At 65.2% G+C, this 16,437-nt stretch carries 14 protein-coding genes, 1 tRNA gene and 1 pseudogene; 5 read left to right on the top strand and 11 right to left on the bottom strand.

The window, feature by feature from the left end:
- Positions 1 to 38: 38 nt before the first annotated feature.
- Positions 39 to 746 carry a cysteine hydrolase gene (locus QM748_RS16385; protein WP_415247969.1) on the bottom strand — a complete coding sequence of 236 codons (708 nt, stop codon included), beginning with the start codon at positions 744 to 746 and terminating at the stop codon, positions 39 to 41.
- A 457-nt stretch (positions 747 to 1,203) separates the two neighbouring features.
- On the opposite strand from QM748_RS16385, the gene QM748_RS16390 reads away from it, so the two are divergent.
- Both QM748_RS16390 and QM748_RS16395 read left to right on the top strand, forming a co-directional pair.
- A complete protein-coding gene (locus QM748_RS16390) occupies positions 1,204 to 2,070 on the top strand; it encodes a CheR family methyltransferase (protein ID WP_415247970.1) in 867 nt (288 codons plus the stop codon).
- A 13-nt stretch (positions 2,071 to 2,083) separates the two neighbouring features.
- Complete coding sequence (locus tag QM748_RS16395) at positions 2,084 to 2,689, top strand: chemotaxis protein CheB (protein ID WP_415247971.1); 606 nt, start codon at positions 2,084 to 2,086, stop codon at positions 2,687 to 2,689.
- A gap of 4 nt (positions 2,690 to 2,693) precedes the next feature.
- Here the strand turns inward: QM748_RS16395 and QM748_RS16400 are convergent, their stop codons facing one another.
- The 3 genes from QM748_RS16400 to QM748_RS16410 form a co-directional block, all read right to left on the bottom strand.
- Complete coding sequence (locus QM748_RS16400) at positions 2,694 to 3,338, bottom strand: pentapeptide repeat-containing protein (RefSeq protein ID WP_415248085.1); 645 nt, start codon at positions 3,336 to 3,338, stop codon at positions 2,694 to 2,696.
- A gap of 125 nt (positions 3,339 to 3,463) precedes the next feature.
- Entirely contained in the window at positions 3,464 to 4,540 is a 1,077-nt protein-coding gene (locus QM748_RS16405; protein ID WP_415247972.1) for an HD-GYP domain-containing protein, read from the bottom strand.
- Positions 4,537 to 7,659 carry a response regulator gene (locus tag QM748_RS16410; protein WP_415247973.1) on the bottom strand — a complete coding sequence of 1,041 codons (3,123 nt, stop codon included), beginning with the start codon at positions 7,657 to 7,659 and terminating at the stop codon, positions 4,537 to 4,539. Before QM748_RS16410 ends, QM748_RS16405 begins: the two co-directional genes overlap by 4 nt.
- Positions 7,660 to 8,123: 464 nt before the next feature.
- Here QM748_RS16410 and QM748_RS16415 point away from each other — a divergent pair, with 464 nt between their 5' ends.
- Positions 8,124 to 10,115, top strand: a complete 1,992-nt coding sequence (locus QM748_RS16415; protein ID WP_415247974.1) for a UvrD-helicase domain-containing protein — start codon at positions 8,124 to 8,126, stop codon at positions 10,113 to 10,115.
- A gap of 88 nt (positions 10,116 to 10,203) precedes the next feature.
- Here the strand turns inward: QM748_RS16415 and QM748_RS16420 are convergent, their stop codons facing one another.
- On the bottom strand, positions 10,204 to 10,641 hold the full coding sequence (locus tag QM748_RS16420; RefSeq protein ID WP_415247975.1) for a c-type cytochrome: 438 nt from the start codon (positions 10,639 to 10,641) through the stop codon (positions 10,204 to 10,206).
- Between the two features lie 148 nt (positions 10,642 to 10,789).
- On the opposite strand from QM748_RS16420, the gene QM748_RS16425 reads away from it, so the two are divergent.
- Positions 10,790 to 10,866: transfer RNA gene (locus QM748_RS16425), tRNA-Arg, on the top strand.
- A gap of 174 nt (positions 10,867 to 11,040) precedes the next feature.
- Here the strand turns inward: QM748_RS16425 and QM748_RS16430 are convergent.
- On the bottom strand, positions 11,041 to 11,739 hold the full coding sequence (locus tag QM748_RS16430; protein ID WP_415247976.1) for a PEP-CTERM sorting domain-containing protein: 699 nt from the start codon (positions 11,737 to 11,739) through the stop codon (positions 11,041 to 11,043).
- A gap of 398 nt (positions 11,740 to 12,137) precedes the next feature.
- On the opposite strand from QM748_RS16430, the gene QM748_RS16435 reads away from it, so the two are divergent.
- A complete protein-coding gene (locus tag QM748_RS16435) occupies positions 12,138 to 12,344 on the top strand; it encodes a hypothetical protein (protein WP_415247977.1) in 207 nt (68 codons plus the stop codon).
- Between the two features lie 250 nt (positions 12,345 to 12,594).
- Here the strand turns inward: QM748_RS16435 and QM748_RS16440 are convergent, their stop codons facing one another.
- The 5 genes and pseudogenes from QM748_RS16440 to QM748_RS16460 all read right to left on the bottom strand — a co-directional run.
- Positions 12,595 to 12,840 carry a DUF2274 domain-containing protein gene (locus QM748_RS16440; RefSeq protein ID WP_415247978.1) on the bottom strand — a complete coding sequence of 82 codons (246 nt, stop codon included), beginning with the start codon at positions 12,838 to 12,840 and terminating at the stop codon, positions 12,595 to 12,597.
- Positions 12,837 to 14,108: a TrbI/VirB10 family protein gene (locus QM748_RS16445; protein ID WP_415247979.1), complete on the bottom strand. Its 1,272-nt coding sequence runs from the start codon at positions 14,106 to 14,108 to the stop codon at positions 12,837 to 12,839. The genes QM748_RS16440 and QM748_RS16445 overlap by 4 nt, the downstream gene beginning before the upstream one ends.
- A 2-nt stretch (positions 14,109 to 14,110) precedes the next feature.
- The gene (gene trbG, locus QM748_RS16450; protein WP_415247980.1) at positions 14,111 to 15,094 is read right to left on the bottom strand and encodes a P-type conjugative transfer protein TrbG; all 984 of its coding nucleotides are present in this window, start codon (positions 15,092 to 15,094) and stop codon (positions 14,111 to 14,113) included.
- Positions 15,091 to 15,795, bottom strand: coding sequence for a conjugal transfer protein TrbF (trbF, locus tag QM748_RS16455; protein WP_415247981.1), 705 nt, complete (start codon positions 15,793 to 15,795; stop codon positions 15,091 to 15,093). The genes trbG and trbF overlap by 4 nt, the downstream gene beginning before the upstream one ends.
- A 12-nt stretch (positions 15,796 to 15,807) precedes the next feature.
- Positions 15,808 to 16,437, bottom strand: a pseudogene (locus QM748_RS16460) (P-type conjugative transfer protein TrbL); the annotation flags it as partial.

Genomic DNA, 16,437 nt, shown 5'->3' on the forward strand with positions numbered 1-16,437 from the left:
CATTCGGAAGGTGTCGGGCGAGGGGCGCCTGCTGGATATCAGGCGAGGAAGTCGGCCGAGTTTGCCAATTGCATGCCGCGCGCGGACATGTCGCGGACGAAGGCATCGCCGATGGCTTCGAAACCGGATACGGAGCTCGCGCAGTCGGTCAGCAGAACCATTTTCCGGATGTGCTCCGGGCTGGAATTGTCGGCGATGTCGCGCACCGTGTTGGCGACGCAGTGCGACAGCGCTTCACCTGCGACCACGATGATGTCGGCTTTCTCCAGGGCGCGGATCAGCGCGGTATTGAGCTGCGTGGAAGGGTCCGACGGGTCCGGCACCTCGGCCCGGATCGCGGAGTAGTGCTCGGTCATCGGGTTGGCGCCCTTGGCGACGTAATTCACGATCCTGAGCCGCTTGCGCGCCCAGGCATCGAGTTCGGCTTTCACCGTGGCTTCGATGTTGTGCCCCCAGTTGCCGATGAGACAGTGCTCCGGCCAGACCACCAGCGGATAGCGGCCGCCCGCGTCCAGTTTCGAGACGTAGTCTGCCGAGTAGGCCTGAACCGACGGATCGGCACTTCGCCAGCGGCCGGACTGGATGTCGCCCGACGTGATGACGGTGAAAGGGGCCGGGCGGGCGCCTTGTCCATCCAGCCACCAGGCCGGATGGGCAATGTCCACCGGATTGTGCGAGTCGAGCGTGACATGGATGTGGCCCAGCCTGTCGCCGACGCGGCGAATGAATGCAGCAGTGCGCTGCATGTCTGCATATGCGCCGGGAACGGGAAGGGCAGGACGGACGAGCGTATCGACTGGGCTTGATGCAAGGTCTGTGGGACAGCGGCTGTCAGGCAGGTCGCAAAAGTCATTCTGCGGATCGATCAGAAGCAGGTCGATTTTTATGTTGGACACCGTGTTTCTCCTTGTGCTGATGCCGCCTGGGGCGCAGATCATGGATTGTGCGCAGCAATGACGCCTTCTGCCAGTGCTTGCAGACAATCATCGGCAGTTCTGTGTGAGCCGGCCTCCGGCGCGGATCGGCTCCTTGCCTTCCCGCGCCGATCGAGGTTTCCGGTATTGCGCTGCTGCGAAACGGCGCCAGTGGCCATTGGCGGCAAGAAAAGCGTCGCCATAGGGGAAGAACTCACACGCAGCGCTTGCCAGAACGGCGACAATCCAGGCGTTGCCGCGCATGCACGTGGCGTAAGCTTGAGGGTCGATGACGATGTTTTCGAGTGAGGCTGGCGCCAGGGCCGGTCAGGTCCAGCCGATGCGGGAGTTTTCGTTCTCCGAGCGGGAGTTCGAACGTGCGCGCAAGCTGATCCACCGGCTGGCGGGCATCGCGATGTCCGACATGAAGCAGGACATGATGTACGGCCGGCTGGTGCGCTGCCTCCGGGCAAAAGGACTGAAGAGCTTCGAGGAGTATCTCGACCTGGTCGAGGCCGATCGCGGGCGGGAGCGCCAGACCTTCATCAATGCGCTGACGACGAATCTCACCTCCTTCTTCCGCGAGCCGCACCATTTTCCGATGCTTGCCGAGCATGCCCGCAGCCGGGCTGCTGCGGGAGCCTACCGGGTGTGGTGCGCGGCGTCCTCGACCGGCGAGGAGCCGTACTCGATTGCGATCACCCTGGCCGAGGCGTTGCCGGCGACCCGCATCGAGATCATCGCTTCGGACGTGGATACCCAGGTTCTGGAGGCGGCGCGGCGCGGAGTCTATCCAGAAGCGCGGATGCGCGAGCTGTCACCCGATCGCCTGCGCCGCTTCTTCCAGCCGGCGCCAGGTGCCGGGCAGGGCATGCTACAGGTGCGTTCCGAACTGTCTGCGCGCATCGACTTCAAGCGCATCAACCTGCTCGATGCCGACTGGGGGCTGCGCGGCCCGTTCGATGCCATCTTCTGCCGCAATGTCATGATCTACTTCGACAAGAGCACCCAGCGCCGCATCATCGAGCGTTTCCGTCCGTTGCTGCGCCCGGAGGGGTTGCTGGTATGCGGCCATTCGGAAAGCCTGCAGAACCATGCCGACCTGTTCCGCAGCCTCGGACGCACCACTTATGCACCCGTCCTCCGTTCGGCCTGAGGCCGCAGCCGCGATGGCCCTGCGCCATCCGCCGCTGTTCAATGACAGGCTGATCGCCATCGGTGCGTCGACCGGCGGTACCGAGGCCATTCGCGAAGTGCTGGCCGGGCTGCCGCCAGGCTTGCCGGGCATCGTCATCACCCAGCACATGCCCGAGCGTTTCACCCGCTCCTTCGCCGAGCGGCTGGACAGGATGTGCGCCCTGGCGGTCAAGGAGGCCGTGCATGGCGAACGCATTCTGCCGGGCCATGCTTATGTGGCGCCGGGCCATTCACATCTGTCGGTCATCCGCAGTGGCGGGCATTATCTGGCCGAGATATCGGCGAGCGCGCCCGTGAACCGCCACCGGCCTTCGGTGGACGTGCTGTTCCATGCGGTCGCACGTGTGGCGGGGCGCAACGCCGTCGGCGTGCTGCTGACCGGCATGGGCAAGGATGGCGCGGCCGGCCTGCTGGAGATGCGCCGTGCGGGGGCGTTCACCATCGCCCAGGACGAGGCCTCCTGCGTGGTGTATGGCATGCCGCGCGAGGCAGCGGAAATCGGTGCGGCCTGTGAGGTGCTGGATCTGCGCGCGATTCCCGCGCGGATCGTCGGTGAACTGCGCCAGAAGGTGGGCTGAGCCGCTAGGGGCAGCCGGTGCAGCCGTCGGTCTGGGCGTTGAGGAAGATCGCCTGATCGAGATTGGCGCCGCTGAGGTCAACGTCGACCAGCACCGCACGGGTCAGGATCGCGCCTTGCAGGTTGGCGCCGGCGAGCGAGGCGCCCTTGAGCTTGGCGGCGCGCAGGTTGGCGCGCTGGAGATCGGCCTTGTCCAGCCTGGCGCCTTCGAGCCGGGCATTGGTCAGATCGGCATTTGCCAGCCTGGCGCCGCTGAGATCGGCCTCGGTCAGGACGGCATTCTGCAGCACCGCATTGCGCAGGTCGGCTTCGACCAGGGTGGCATTGGTGAGCCGGGCGTTGCGCAGATTGATGCGTTGCATCGATGCGCCATTGAAGTTGGTGCCGGCCAGCTCGGTGCTGGAGAAGTTCGCCTCGCTCAGCGTTGCACCGCTGAGGTCCGCGCCTGAGAGATCGGAGCGGGTGAATTGCGAATTGGCCAGATTGACGCCGGCAAGCTGGGCGCCGTTCAGGTTGGCGTTGGTGCACAAGGTGCCGCGGCGGATGTCGCAGCCGCCGACGCTGCCGGCGCGCTGGGCCTGGGCGGAAAAGGGCTGGCCCAGCAGGGCGATGGCGATGAGGCAGGCGAAGGTCGTCCGCGGCTGCGGAATGGTGCCGACGCGTGTCCGGCGCAGATGCGAGGCTGTTGCGAGCAATTTCATTACAGGGTCCGCAGGAGCATGGTGCGAGTGGATTGTCGGTGAGCAAGCGCCGACTGTCACTCCCGCCGTCGTCTTCAGAGGGGAAGGTGCGGGCCGGCTTCGGTGTCGTCCAGCTTGCCGTGGGAGTCGGCGAACTGTTCGCGGATCCGGATCATTCGAGGCAGGGCGCGGCGAAAAGGTTCGCTCAGGCCGGGATCGAAGCGCGAGCCTGTCCCCGCTTCGATGTAAGCCACCGCATCCTCGATGCTCCACGCAATTTTGTAGGGGCGGCCCGTCAGCAAGGCGTCGAAGACGTCGGCGATCGTGGCGATGCGGGCCAGCAGTGGAATTTCCTCGCCGGCCAGGCCCTGCGGGTATCCGGTGCCGTCCCAGTGCTCATGGTGGCAGAGCGCGATCTCGCGTGCGGCGATCAGCAGCTCGTCGTCGTGCTTGCCGATGATTTCTGCGCCGATCTCCGGGTGGCGCATCATCATGGCCCACTCCTCTTCGTTCAGCGGCCCGTTCTTGAGCAGCACGGTGTCGCGGATGCCGATCTTGCCGATGTCATGCATCGGTGAGGCGTGGTACAGCGTCTGCACGGCCTTGTCACTCAGCCCTGCGGCTTCGCCGATCAGCCGGCAGTAGTGGCTCATGCGGATGATGTGGTTGCCGGTTTCGCCGTCGCGGAACTCGGCCGCCCGGCCGAGCCGGTGGATGATCTGCTGGCGGGTGTTGAGCAGGTCGAGCGTGTGCGCGTGGACCTGGCGGGCAAGTTCGCGGTTCTGGTCGTAGAGCGCGAGGTGGGTGCGGACGCGGGCCAGCACGATGGCGGGGCTGACCGGCTTGGTGATGTAATCGACGGCGCCGAGCGAGAGGCCCTGGGCCTCATCTTCGGTTTCGTTCAGCGCAGTGACGAAGATCACCGGGATGTCGCGGGTTTCCGGGCGCGCCTTCAGGCGCCTGCATACTTCATGGCCGTCGATGTCCGGCATCCGGACGTCGAGCAGGATCAGGTCCGGATGCGGCGGTGTGGCGGCGATCTTCAGTGCCCGCTCGCCGTTGAGTGCGACGCGGGTGCGATAGTGCGGTGAGAGGATGCGTCCCAGGATATCGATGTTGTCCGGCACGTCATCGACCAGGAGGAGAGTGCTTCGCGGCGGGGCTTCGCTCATGGCTGGGTGTTTTCAGGATTCGGGGTGGGGCTGACGACGAGGTCCGGACATGCCCTGCGCAGCGCGTCGAGGCCGTCGAGCGCTTCATCGAAGCGGTACAGCGCGACGAGATCGCGGAGCCGTTCGACCCGGTCCGGCTGGTCCAATCTGTCGAGGGCTGGGGCAAGGGCCTGGAGGTGGCGGCCACTCTCGCCGTCGTCCGTGCGCAGCATGGTTTCCAGCTGTTGCAGGCCTGCCCGGAGTTCGTCGAGCCAGGCTGGCGTTGCGTCGACCGCCGTGGCGGCGGCTGGTTCGGAAGACGGGTGGCGGGCGAGCGCTTCCTGGATGTCCTTGCTCAGCGTGGCAAGCGCATCAGCCAGTCCGCGCAGCGCGGCATCGGTGTCCTGGCCGTTGCGCAGGCGATTGTCGATGTCGGCGGCACGGACGGCGAGGGCTTCCGCGCCGATGTTGCCGGCGAGGCCTTTCAGGGTGTGGGCGATGCGCACGGCGCCATCCTTGTCGTTTTCTGCCAGCGCCTGGGAAATCCGTGCCGAGGCGTCGGACTGGGTGTCGCAGAAGCGGCGCAGCAAGGTCTGCAGCAGCGCGTTGTCGCCGCCAAGGCGCTGCATCGCTGCTTCGAGCCGCAGGTCGGGAATGGCCGGCAGCGTGATGGCGTTGCCGCGGCTATCCGGGAGATCGGCCGGCTGGGACGATTGGCGGGCGCTGGAGCCGATCCATTGGTGGAGGCGGATGAACAGCTGCTGCACATCGATGGGTTTGGAGATGTGATCGTTCATCCCTGCCGCGAGGCAGCGTTCCCGGTCACCGCTCATGGCATTGGCCGTCATCGCGATGACGGGAAGTTCGGCGCAGCCTTCCATGGCGCGGATGCGGCGCGTGGCCTCGAAGCCGTCCATGACCGGCATCTGGCAGTCCATCAGCACGGCGTCGTACCGGGTGTGGGCAATCAGCGCCAGGGCCTCCGCGCCGTTGCCGGCGACATCGACGCGGATGCCGTTGCGGCCGAGGATGTCGATGCCCATCTCCTGGTTTATCGTGTTGTCCTCGACCAGCAGCAGATGGGTTCCGCGGAGCGCACGCTGGGCTTCGACAAGCTCGGCCTGCATCGCCTTCTTGCGTGGCTGGTGTCTCTCGGCGGTGCCGAAGGCGCCGAGAATGCCGTCGAGCAGCGTGGAGGGAGTGACCGGCTTCTCCAGCAGTCCGGCAACCGGCAGATCGCCGAGGCTCTCGTGCAATTCGTCCCGGCTGAAGGCCGTGACCATGACGAAGCAGGGGGTTTTGTCGATGCTGGAGTGGGCGCGGATCTGGCGGACGGCCTCGACGCCATTGATGCCTGGCATCATCCAGTCCATCAGTACCAGCCGGTAGGGCCGGCCCGCCGCGCAGGCTTTTTCGAGCATTGCAATTGCACTGGCGGCGTCGGCCGCGGTGTCTGCGTCGAATTTGAGCGCATGGAGCATGCCTTGCAGGATGTCCCGCGCATTTGTGTTGTCGTCCACGATCAGTACGCGCATGCCGAGGATGTCCTCGCTGCTGATCTCGAGCCTGCGTTGCCGGCTCTGCAGCCGGAACGGGGCGCGGAAATGGAAGGTGCTGCCGATGCCTGGCTCGGAGTCGACGCCCAGCCTGCCGCCCATCAGCTCCACCAGCCGCTTGCAGATCGCCAGCCCCAGGCCGGTGCCGCCGTACTTCCGCGAGGTGGAGGTGTCGGCCTGGGTGAAAGCGTGGAAAAGGCGCTGGCGCTGCTCTTCGTCGATGCCGATGCCGGTGTCGCGGACGGCGAAATGGAGCCAGACGCTGTCGTCCGCGGTCCGTTCCCGGCGGATGGTGATGGTGATTTCGCCCCGCGTGGTGAACTTGAGCGCATTTCCCAGCAGGTTGTCGAGCACCTGGCCGAGCCGTAGCGGATCGCCGCGCAGGCTGGTCGGCACGTCCATGCCGATGTCGAACAGCAGCTCCAGGCCCCGCTCCTGCGCCTTGGCGGTGCCGAGGTCGGCGAGGTTGCCGAGCACGTCTTCGAGGAAGAAATCGATTTCTTCGAACTGCAGCTTGCCCGCCTCGATCTTCGAGAAGTCGAGGATGTCGTTGATGATGCCGAGCAGGGTTTCCGAGGCAGCGTGGATCTTTTCCAGATAGTTGCGCTGACGCGGGCTCAATGGGCTGTCGAGCGCGAGGTGGGCCATGCCCATGATGACATTCATCGGTGTGCGGATCTCATGACTCATGTTGGCGAGAAAGTCGGACTTGAGCCGTGTTGCCTCCTCGGCCAGCAGCTTGGCTTCGAACTGGGCCTGTTCGGCCTGCTTCTGCGCGCTGATGTCGATCAGCGCGCCGACCAGGCCGGCCGTCTTGTTGTCGCTGCCGCGGTGGCCGCTCAGGCTGTAGAGCACGTCGTGAACCTTGCCGTCGGCGTAGGGCAGGCGCATTTCGGCGGTGAAGGTGCCGCCTTCGCGCAGTACGCGCTGGTTGGCCGCGTGATAGATCGGGCGTTCTTCGGCCGGAACCTGCATGAACTGCAGCACGTTCTTGCCCAGCAGCGTTTCCCGCTCGATGCCGAAGGCGTCGAGGAAGGCCTGGTTGAAACCCATGTAGCGGCCTTCGTCGTCCTTGAAGAACATCGGGTGCGGCAGGGTGTTGAGCAGCGTGCGCTGGAAAGTGAGCTGGTCGGCAATGGTCTGTTCGTAGGTCTTGTGCTGGGTGACGTCGCGTACCGTGACACAGGTGCAGGCCTTCCCGCCATCCTGGTCGGACAAGTGGGTGAGACCGAGCTCGATGGGAAACTCGCTGCCGTCGAGCCGGGTCGCGCGGACGCTGCCCGCGACCTTGCCGAGGTGGAGGTGGCCGTCGGCGCAGTTGTTGAAGCGCGCCCGCATGGCGGCGTGCCGCGGGCGGATGTCCGCGGGCACGAGTTCGTCGACGTCGCGACCGATCAGGTTGCCGGCCGGGTAGCCGAACAGGTCGTGTGCCTTAGGGTTGGCGACGATGATGCTGCCGTCGGCATCGACGATGAGCATGCCGTCCGGCGAAAATTCGATGATCTGGCGGTACCAGGTTTCGGCTCGGCGCAACTGCTCGCATTCTGCGTCGAGCTGGCACAGGGAACGGCGCTGGAAGAGCATGACGACTGCGGGTACTGCCATGCCGGCCAGGAGCAGAGCGGCCGAACCGAGTGCGCCATACTGCCCGTGTGCGAGCAGGAATCCCAGCAGTACGCTCGATGCGGCCGCTGTCAACAGGATGGTCAGCCCCTGTATGAGTTTCGAGCGATTGTGTGCTGGTTTCAATATGACGCTCTTTTCATGGCAAACGCATTGCCGAGGGACTGCTGTCGCCAGTGTCCGCTCAGAATCTGCAGGCTTTCGCTGGTGCTTCGCGCGTGCGCATGTCTGTGGTGTTTTGCAGGAAGGTTGGCCCGCGGAGAAATACCCAATGCGGGGAGTTTAGTCTGTGAGTATCTTGCTTGCCATCTTCGTGTCCGTGTCCGGACGCGTGCTGACGAGCGACAAGGGCGGTATCCCATGGCTGTTCGGCTAGAATGGCCAGCCGCCATGCTCGAACATGGCCCTGCCTTGTTGCCGATCCGATGTCCGCCCTCCTCAACGCGCCGCAGCGCGAAGCAATCCGTTATCTCGATGGCCCCTGCCTGGTGCTGGCGGGTGCCGGCAGCGGCAAGACGCGGGTGATCACCCACAAGATCGCCCACCTGATCGACGAGTGCGGGCTGAATCCCGCCAACATCGCCGCGATCACCTTCACCAACAAGGCGGCGAAGGAAATGCAGGAACGGGTCGCCCACCTGATGGGCGGGCGGGCGCCGAAGGGGCTGACCGTGTGCACCTTCCATGCCCTCGGCGTGCGCATCATCCGCCAGGAAGCGGTGCATTGCGGCCTGAAGCCGCAGTTCTCCATCCTCGATGCGTCCGACACGGTGCAGATCGTCGCCGACGTCGCCGGCGACAACGACAAGGGCATCGCCAAGCAGATGCAGTGGCAGATCTCGTCGTGGAAGAACGCGATGATCACCCCCGAGGAGGCCGCCCAGCTTGCCGACAACGAGATCGCCTCGGTCGCGGCGAAGCTTTACAAGGAATACGAACGCACGCTGCGCGCCTACCAGGCGGTGGATTTCGACGACCTGATCTCGCTGCCGGTGCGTTTGTTCGACGAGCACCCCGAAGTGCGCGAACGCTGGCAGAACCGGCTGCGCTACCTGCTGGTGGATGAATACCAGGACACCAACCGGGCCCAGTACCGCCTGCTGCGCCTGCTGTCGGGCGTGCGCGGCGCCTTCACCGCGGTGGGCGACGACGACCAGGCGATCTACGCCTGGCGCGGCGCCGACGTCGAGAACCTGCGCCTGCTGCAGCAGGACTATCCGAAGCTGAAGGTCATCAAGCTCGAACAGAACTACCGCTCCTCGCGCCGCATCCTCGAAGCCGCCAACACCGTCATCGCCCACAACGAGAAGCTGTTCGAGAAGCGGCTGTGGTCCGAGCACGGCATCGGCGAGCAGATCGTCGTCACCAACTGCCGCGACGCCGAGCACGAGGCCGAATGGGTGGCGACCAGGCTGTCGGCGCACAAGTTCGAGCATCGCAGCCAGTTCAAGGACTACGCGATCCTCTACCGTGGCAACCACCAGGCCCGCATCATCGAGCAGCAGCTGCGCAACCAGCGCATTCCCTACGTGATGTCGGGCGGGCAGAGCTTCTTCGATAAGGCCGAGATCCGCGACCTGATCGCCTACCTGCGGCTGATGGTCAATGAGGACGACGACCTCGCCTTCATCCGCGCCATCACCACGCCGCGCCGCGGCATCGGCGCGGCCACGCTGGAAGCGCTCGGCGCCTATGCCGGCCAGCGCCACGTCAGCCTGTTCGCCGCGGTGCATGAGGAAGGACTGACCGAGCACCTGAACGCCAAGCAGCTCGGCGGCGTGCAGGGTTTCACCGGCTTCATCAATCGCCTGCAATACCGTGCGCCGCGCGAACCCGCTGCGCAACTGCTGGAAGACTTGCTCGGTGCGATCGGCTACGAAGCCTGGCTGTTCGAGCATTGCGACACGCGCGAGGCGGAGTCGAAATGGAACAACGTGCGCGACTTCGTCGGCTGGCTGGGCAGAAAGGGCGAGGAGGACGGCAAGAACCTGATCGAGCTGACCCAGACCATCGCGCTGATGTCCATGCTCGACAAGGAAGACCCGGATTTCGACGGTGTGCAGCTGGCCACGCTGCACGCCTCCAAGGGGCTGGAGTTTCCGCACGTGTTCCTGATCGGCGTCGAGGAAGGCCTGCTGCCGCACCAGAGCAGCATCGACGAGGACAAGATCGAGGAAGAGCGCCGGCTGATGTACGTCGGCATCACCCGTGCCCAGCGCAGCCTCAACATCACCTGGTGCGAGCGGCGCAAGTCCGGGCGCGAGTTCCGCCCCTGCGAGCCGAGCCGCTTCATCGCCGAGATGGGCGACGATATCCGCGTCAATGATCGCAAGACGGCAGCGCCGGTGTCGAAGGAGGAAGGCAAGGCGCGTCTGGCCAGTCTGCGGGCGATGTTCGAGTCGCGGGAAAAGAACTGAGTACGGGGCTGACGGCGGGCATGAAAAAGGCAGCCGAAGCTGCCTTGCCTGGATGCTTGCTGCCTCGACGGGCGGCGCTGGCGGAAATTCACTCGACCGGAGGTTCGGTGTAGCTCGCGCCGGCACTATTAGCCAGGAAGGCCACCGCACGCTTCACTTCGGTGTCGGTCAGGTCGCTGCCGCCGCCGCGCGGAGGCATTGCGCCCTTGCCGGCAATGGCAGAAGCGGTCAGGCCGTTGTGTCCCTGCACCAGACGGGGACCCCAGTCGCCCGCATTGCCGGTCTTCGGTGCGCCGACCAGGCCTGCTTCGTGGCACGCAGCACAGGTTGCCTTGTAAATCTGTTCGCCAGTGCGGGAACCCGGTGCGATCTTCACCGCCTGGATTTCCACCCGGGCGACCGGCTGGATCAGGGTGGCGGTCAGTTCGGGGTTGACCGAACTTTGGTTGCCACAGCCGGCCAGCCCGGCTGCTGCGATCATGGCGACAGGCATTGCGAAGCGGGTGAGAGCGCGGTGGTTCGACATGCTCGGATCCTTTGACTTGTGTTATGGCGCAAGGCGAAAGCCGGATTATAGCCATGTAAAAACCATTGTGGCAGTGCGGCATGGACTTTGCCGGCAAACACCGCTATGCTCTCGACCCTTGTGCGGGCGCCAATCCGTGCAAGCCCCCGCGCCCGTAGCTCAGCTGGATAGAGTACTGCCCTCCGAAGGCAGGGGTCGGACGTTCGAATCGTCTCGGGCGCGCCAGACATATCAATGGGTCAGGTCCAGATGGACCTGACCCATTTTCTTTTGTGCCCATTTCATGCTTCCCGGATGGGCTCCGGTGCTGAAAATAGCGTTGCCCGCACTACAAAAAAACGCCCCCATTGCTGGGGGCGTTCAGGCATGGCCGGGGAATTGCTCCCGGTCGATGCGGTATTACTTGGCGATCTGCTTGCGGCGGATGGCACCCAGACCGAGCAGGCCCAGACCGAGCAGGGCGAGCGAGGCGGGCTCGGGAACGACGGACGCGTTGGTGATGCGGAGATCCACCGCCTGCACGGCGCCGCCCACGTTGATGATGGCCTGCAGGGCATTCACGCGGGTGAAGTCTGCGTTACCGACGAAGAACGAGAACGGAATGGTGTAGGTGCCAGCGCCACCCGACGGGGCTTCAAAAACCGAAACCTCGCCCTCGCTCGAGTAGACTTCGAGCCTGAACGGGAAACCCTGGTCGGTTTCGACAACCTGGAGTTCGAAAGCCGAGCCCATGGCGGTCAGATCCAGGTTGCCGAGTCCCATGGCGATGGTGTCGGTGGTGTTGTCGGTGCCGTCCCAGCGGATGCGCGCTTCAGCCCGGACGCCCGACGGGGTGTCGAAGACGAATTCGCCGCCGGCGACACCGACGTAGGGGTTGGTGAGGCCGCCGCCGGACACGTTGTTGACATAGATGGAGCGATAGCCGCCGAGCGCTTCGGAAGCAGCGACGGAAGACCAGACGCCGGTGCCGTCGGCCGTCGTGTCATAAACAACGCCCTGATTGGTGCTGAAGTTGTCGACGACCAAAGCGTGGGCGCTGACGCTGGCAGCCAGGACAGCGGTTGCGAAGGCGGTTTTCAGGATGGTTTGAACTTTCATGGTCGATCTCCTAATTGGTTTCGGTATTTCGGTGTTGGGCGATTTACTTTCGCATGCCAGGCCATAAGCCAGAAGTGTGCCATGATTGAAAATACAATATAAATCAATAACTTGTATAAATTATCTATTTTGGTTAATTGGGTGATGTAAAAAATAGCGACAGACTGGAATTGCAGGAGAAATTGCCGGATATCCAATGATCGAAATGTGGAGAATATAATTGCGGGAATTGCCCGTGAAAAATTTCACACCGCCACGAAAAAACCTGGAGGGCCTGAAGTGGCGATTTCCCATCAATGTGTCTGCTTGGCCGGAAAAATATTAATCGAGAATATATCGTGCGTCATCAAGTGACGTCTGTTTGAGTTTCCAGCTGATCTTCAATACGAATGAATTATATGAAAAGCAATGCGAATGCCCTTTATGCGAAGCGCCGTACGCAATACGCCATCGGCAAGGATCTGCCCATCTCCGAAGCCGAAGTCGAGGCGCTGATTCAACAGTCAGTGCGGCTGGCGCCTTCGTCCTTCAATTCGCAAAGCTCGCGCGCCGTGATCCTGTTTGGTGTGGCCCATGAAAAATGTCCGCTGTCAAGTTCTTTGTGAGGCCGGACAGCGGTGCAAAAGGTCTTACGGGGCAATAGGTTAGGCTAGATTTCAGCCACCGCGTGCCGTTGCCGCTTTCAGAGCCAGGTGCCACATAGGCGCTTAGCGGTAGAAAGCCCAAGGGCACCGCAGCGGGCAAGGTCGCAACTTCATCATAGTCCCGGCCTGTGGCGTTTATCCCCCAAAACGAAAGCGCAGCCCACGGGCTGCGCTTTCATGGCGGTCGATAACGGCGGAAGCATCCGCATCGTCAAGACTGCTTCGGTGGCACCGCCTTGGCCGTCGTTCCTTTCTTGAATCCACGATCCCTGGCCATAAAGGCTTCGAGCATGTGCGGAATCAGCATCGCCGCATCGACGGCCTCGCCATACGTCTGCGCGTGCAGCGCGGCGTAGCGGTCGAGGTCGGCCTTCAAGCTGGCCGGGCACGCAAAGGTCAGCTTCGTGGATTCCAGCTTCGGCAGAGGCCCGAGCCGCAGCTTCTTGCCCGTGCTCATCGCATCGCCCCCCTCTGGAAGAACATCGGCTGGTACGGTCGCAGCACCAGGTCGCGGTTGACGATGATCCGCACCGGCAGGCCCGGCCGCTCGGTCAAGGTCGGTTGGATGTTCATGTTGCGCCGGGTCATCTCCTGGCCGACCTGATTGATGCTGTCCTGCGCGCTGTCGCGCCCGGCGATCACGATGCGGTTGCCGTCCTGGCGGTTCTCCGGCGCGGCCAACTCGGCACCTACGCCCAGCAGCGTCGTCAGCGCCGCGCCGGCGACGATGCGGCCCCAGTGGTAGTCCACGCCATCTTCAAGGCCGGAATAGCCGGCCGGGTCTGTGCCCACCAGGTTGTCGATGGTCAGCGAAGACGTGTCTGGCAGGATGATCCGGTTCCACACCACCTGCACGCGACTCTGCCCGTAACTGACCTGGCTGTTGTACTTGCCCATGAGGCGCGAGCCTTGCGGAATCAGCAGGAACTTGCCTGTGGCCGAGTCATAGACCGGCTCTGTCACCGTGCCGATCACGTCGCCCGGCACGTCCGACTTGATGCCCGTCACGAGCGCACCCGCGATCACCGTTCCAGCCATCACCTGATACGGCGAGGCCGGCATTTGCAGATGGCCGGAATTGCGGGTTTCCGTAGAACCGCCTTTCAGGAATGCCTCCTTCTGGTCTTGCCGGTTCTGCGTGGCGGTCGGATCGGCTGGCTGGGCCGCCGTCGAGGCAGGCCCGGCCGCCAGCGGGTCGAAGCCCGCCAAGGTGCTGCCCGGCGCAGCCGCAGCGGCTTGGGCTGTGGCAGGCGCTGCGGCCTTGCCCTGCTGGCCTGAGCGGAAGAACACCGTCGAAGCCGCCGCCGCTTCGGCCTCCTTGCGCAAGGCATCCGCCGGGTCATGGCCAGGCGGCGCATAGGTCGGCGTCACCGGCTGCTGCGAGGCCACGATGGCGGGGCCAAGGTCGCCCGGCAGCGGCGGCCCCAGCTCGGGCACCTTCTGCGGCAGCTTGGAATAGTCCGAAGGCAGGCCGTCCAGCCCTTCGGACTTGCTCACGCGATCGACGTTGTAAAGCTCGGTCTGCTCGCCCGCGCCGCGCCGCTGCGGTTGCAGCGACCAGATCGTGGCCCCGAGAACGGCGACCGACAGGCCGCCGATGAGGACGGCCAGCGTGCGCCGGTTCAATCGGGTCACGGCACGCGGCTGGGCGCGAAGCGCCCCCGCCTCGGGCGCGACCTTGCCCGCCTGTGGCGTGGCAAGGTCGGGGGTGTCGTCCTGGCTCATGGTCAGTTCCTCCGCGTGCCGTCCGTGCGCTCGATCCGCACCACGTCGCCCTTGTCGCCGCCCAAGCGCAGCTCCGCCGCCCCAAAGAGGCGATCCACGATGTAGTACGGCGCACGGAAGCGGTAGTTCACCAGTTGCCCGTCGCCCTGCGCACCGATCACGAACAGCGGCGGCAGCTCGCCTTGCGCGATGCCGGCGGGAAACTGGATATAGACCTTCTCGCCGTCATCGAAGGCGCGCAGCGGCTTCCACGGTGGGTTGCTGCCGCTGATGCCATAGCGGAAGCGGATCTTCTCCAGCGACAAGCCGGTATCGACCGGCGCGGCGGCGCTGGCCGCCTGCGCCTGGCGCTGCAAGGCTAGCATCTTGTCCTTCGGGTACTCCCAGGACACTGACGCCATCCACGTCTTTTCGGTCGAGGTCAGCTCCAGCAGGTAGGTGCGCCGGCTGGTGGTGATGACGAGATTCGTCTTGAGGCCCGAGCGGATGGGCTTGACCATCACGTTGACGCGCAACGCTTCGCCGCTGCCGCTCGATGTATCGCCCACGATCCAGCGCACCGTATCGCCGGCGGCGACCGTCACCAGCTCCTCGCCCGGCTGGAGCGCGATCACGGTCACGCGGCCCACGGCCGCATAGACCTGATACAGCGCGCCATCGGTGAAGGGCCACACCTGAATCGCATTGACGTAGCCCTCGCGCGTGGGCGCGATGCGCGCCTCGGCGTTGGCGCGCGAAACGCGCACGGTTTCGTCGGCAGGCTCTGGCACGGGCTTGGCGGCCTCGGGCAATGGCTTCAACTGCGCCGGCAGCGCGAGCGGTTCGGGCACCGTGACGACTTCGACCGGCGCGGGCGGCTCCGGCAGCGGCTGGGCCTGCACCGGCTCATCGAGCGAGATGGTCGGCGGCGGCTTGCCCTGCGTGGCGCAGCCCGCCAGGGCAACAAGCATCAACGGCAAAGCGTAAAGGCGGAAAGACAGGTTCATGGTTTTGCTCCTTCGGAAGAATCCAGTTCACGGCTCCACGACAGGCCGTTGACGTAGATGCCCAGCGGGTTCTTGCGCAGGCGTTCTTCGGTGCGCGGCGGCTGGAGCACGATGGACACCACCGCCGTCCACCGTTCCAGGCCCGCCGCGGCACCATTGACGTAGCGGCGTTCCGTCCAGCGCACGTTGAAAGACGTGTCGCTGGCGCGCACGACGCTGGTGATCTGCACCGTCACCGACTCCTTGCCGATGCGCGCAAATGGGTCGTTGACCCGTGCGTAGTCGTTGAGCACGGCCGCGCCCTTGTCGGTCGTGTAGTCGTAGGCGTCCAGCCAGTTTTGGCGGACGACGATGGGGTCGATGGACAGCGAGCGCACCAGCGTCACGAAGCGCGCGATGTGGTGCGCCGTCTGTGCATCGTTGGGCCGGTACGGCGTGGCGGCTTCGCCCACGGCGCGCACCTGGCCCGCGTTGTCCACCTCCACGACGTAAGGCGTCACGATGGACTGCGCCGAGCGCCACACCAGACCGCCGGCCATCAGCAGCGCCAGCGTCAGGCAGCCGAAGGCCATGAATCGCCAGCTCTTGGCCTGGACGCGGGCCGAGCCGATACGGTCGTCCCACACCTGGCCGGCGGCTTGGTACGGCGTGGCAGGCTGCGGCGTGTCGGCGTAGCGCACCTGCGGTTTCTTGAATCGCATGGTCAGTTCTCCTTATGAGTCCGAATCGCGCAGGCTCGGCCCTTGGCCGGAGCCGCCGCCATCGCCACCGCGCAGCGTGTGGGCGGTGGTGGTTGCGGCATGGGTGAGCTGCTGGCGGCGTTGCAGCCGCTTGGCCCAAGCGGGCTGCTCGGCGGGCTGTGCAGCGGCAGCGCCTGCGGGGGCTTCGCTGGTGGCAGCCTGGCCGGCTGACGCGCCGGCGTCGCCATTCCAGCCCGCGCGGAACGGCGCGGCCATGCGCTGCCCGGCAGCGGAAGCGCGGGATGCGGCAGCGCGTCCGGCAGACTGCGCGCCGGTCTTGGCGACGTTGCCCAAGCCCGCCATCGCACCTTTGGCACCGCCGCCTGCTGCGGCGGAACCGGCCTGGAACGCCGACTTCGCGCTGCCGGCCGCCGACGTGGCGGCACGCGCGCCGCTGCCGGCCAGCTTGGCGGCAGCCGGGGCCATGCGCGCACCAGCGGCCACCGCGCCGCCCACGCCCGTCGCGGCAGCACCGACAGCCACCGCCGTTCCGGCTACGCCGACAGCGGCACCGGCCATCGCGCCCGCGCCGAGCTGGGGCGCACCGGACACGAGGCCCGTGGCGATGCCGGGGCCGAAGATCCCGAGCGCCAGCAAGGTGAG

The sequence above is a fragment of the Thauera sp. genome (genome assembly GCF_047601425.1).
GTDB lineage: Bacteria > Pseudomonadota > Gammaproteobacteria > Burkholderiales > Rhodocyclaceae > Thauera.

Coding starts and splice junctions, on each gene's coding strand:
- QM748_RS16385 (WP_415247969.1), bottom strand. CDS start 746: ATGCAGCGCACTGCTGCATTCATTCGCCGCGTCGGCGACAGGCTGGGC.
- QM748_RS16390 (WP_415247970.1), top strand. CDS start 1,204: ATGACGATGTTTTCGAGTGAGGCTGGCGCCAGGGCCGGTCAGGTCCAG.
- QM748_RS16395 (WP_415247971.1), top strand. CDS start 2,084: ATGGCCCTGCGCCATCCGCCGCTGTTCAATGACAGGCTGATCGCCATC.
- QM748_RS16405 (WP_415247972.1), bottom strand. CDS start 4,540: ATGAGCGAAGCCCCGCCGCGAAGCACTCTCCTCCTGGTCGATGACGTG.
- QM748_RS16410 (WP_415247973.1), bottom strand. CDS start 7,659: ATGCTCTTCCAGCGCCGTTCCCTGTGCCAGCTCGACGCAGAATGCGAG.
- QM748_RS16415 (WP_415247974.1), top strand. CDS start 8,124: ATGTCCGCCCTCCTCAACGCGCCGCAGCGCGAAGCAATCCGTTATCTC.
- QM748_RS16420 (WP_415247975.1), bottom strand. CDS start 10,641: ATGTCGAACCACCGCGCTCTCACCCGCTTCGCAATGCCTGTCGCCATG.
- QM748_RS16430 (WP_415247976.1), bottom strand. CDS start 11,739: ATGAAAGTTCAAACCATCCTGAAAACCGCCTTCGCAACCGCTGTCCTG.
- QM748_RS16435 (WP_415247977.1), top strand. CDS start 12,138: ATGAAAAGCAATGCGAATGCCCTTTATGCGAAGCGCCGTACGCAATAC.
- QM748_RS16440 (WP_415247978.1), bottom strand. CDS start 12,840: ATGAGCACGGGCAAGAAGCTGCGGCTCGGGCCTCTGCCGAAGCTGGAA.
- QM748_RS16445 (WP_415247979.1), bottom strand. CDS start 14,108: ATGAGCCAGGACGACACCCCCGACCTTGCCACGCCACAGGCGGGCAAG.
- trbG (WP_415247980.1), bottom strand. CDS start 15,094: ATGAACCTGTCTTTCCGCCTTTACGCTTTGCCGTTGATGCTTGTTGCC.
- trbF (WP_415247981.1), bottom strand. CDS start 15,795: ATGCGATTCAAGAAACCGCAGGTGCGCTACGCCGACACGCCGCAGCCT.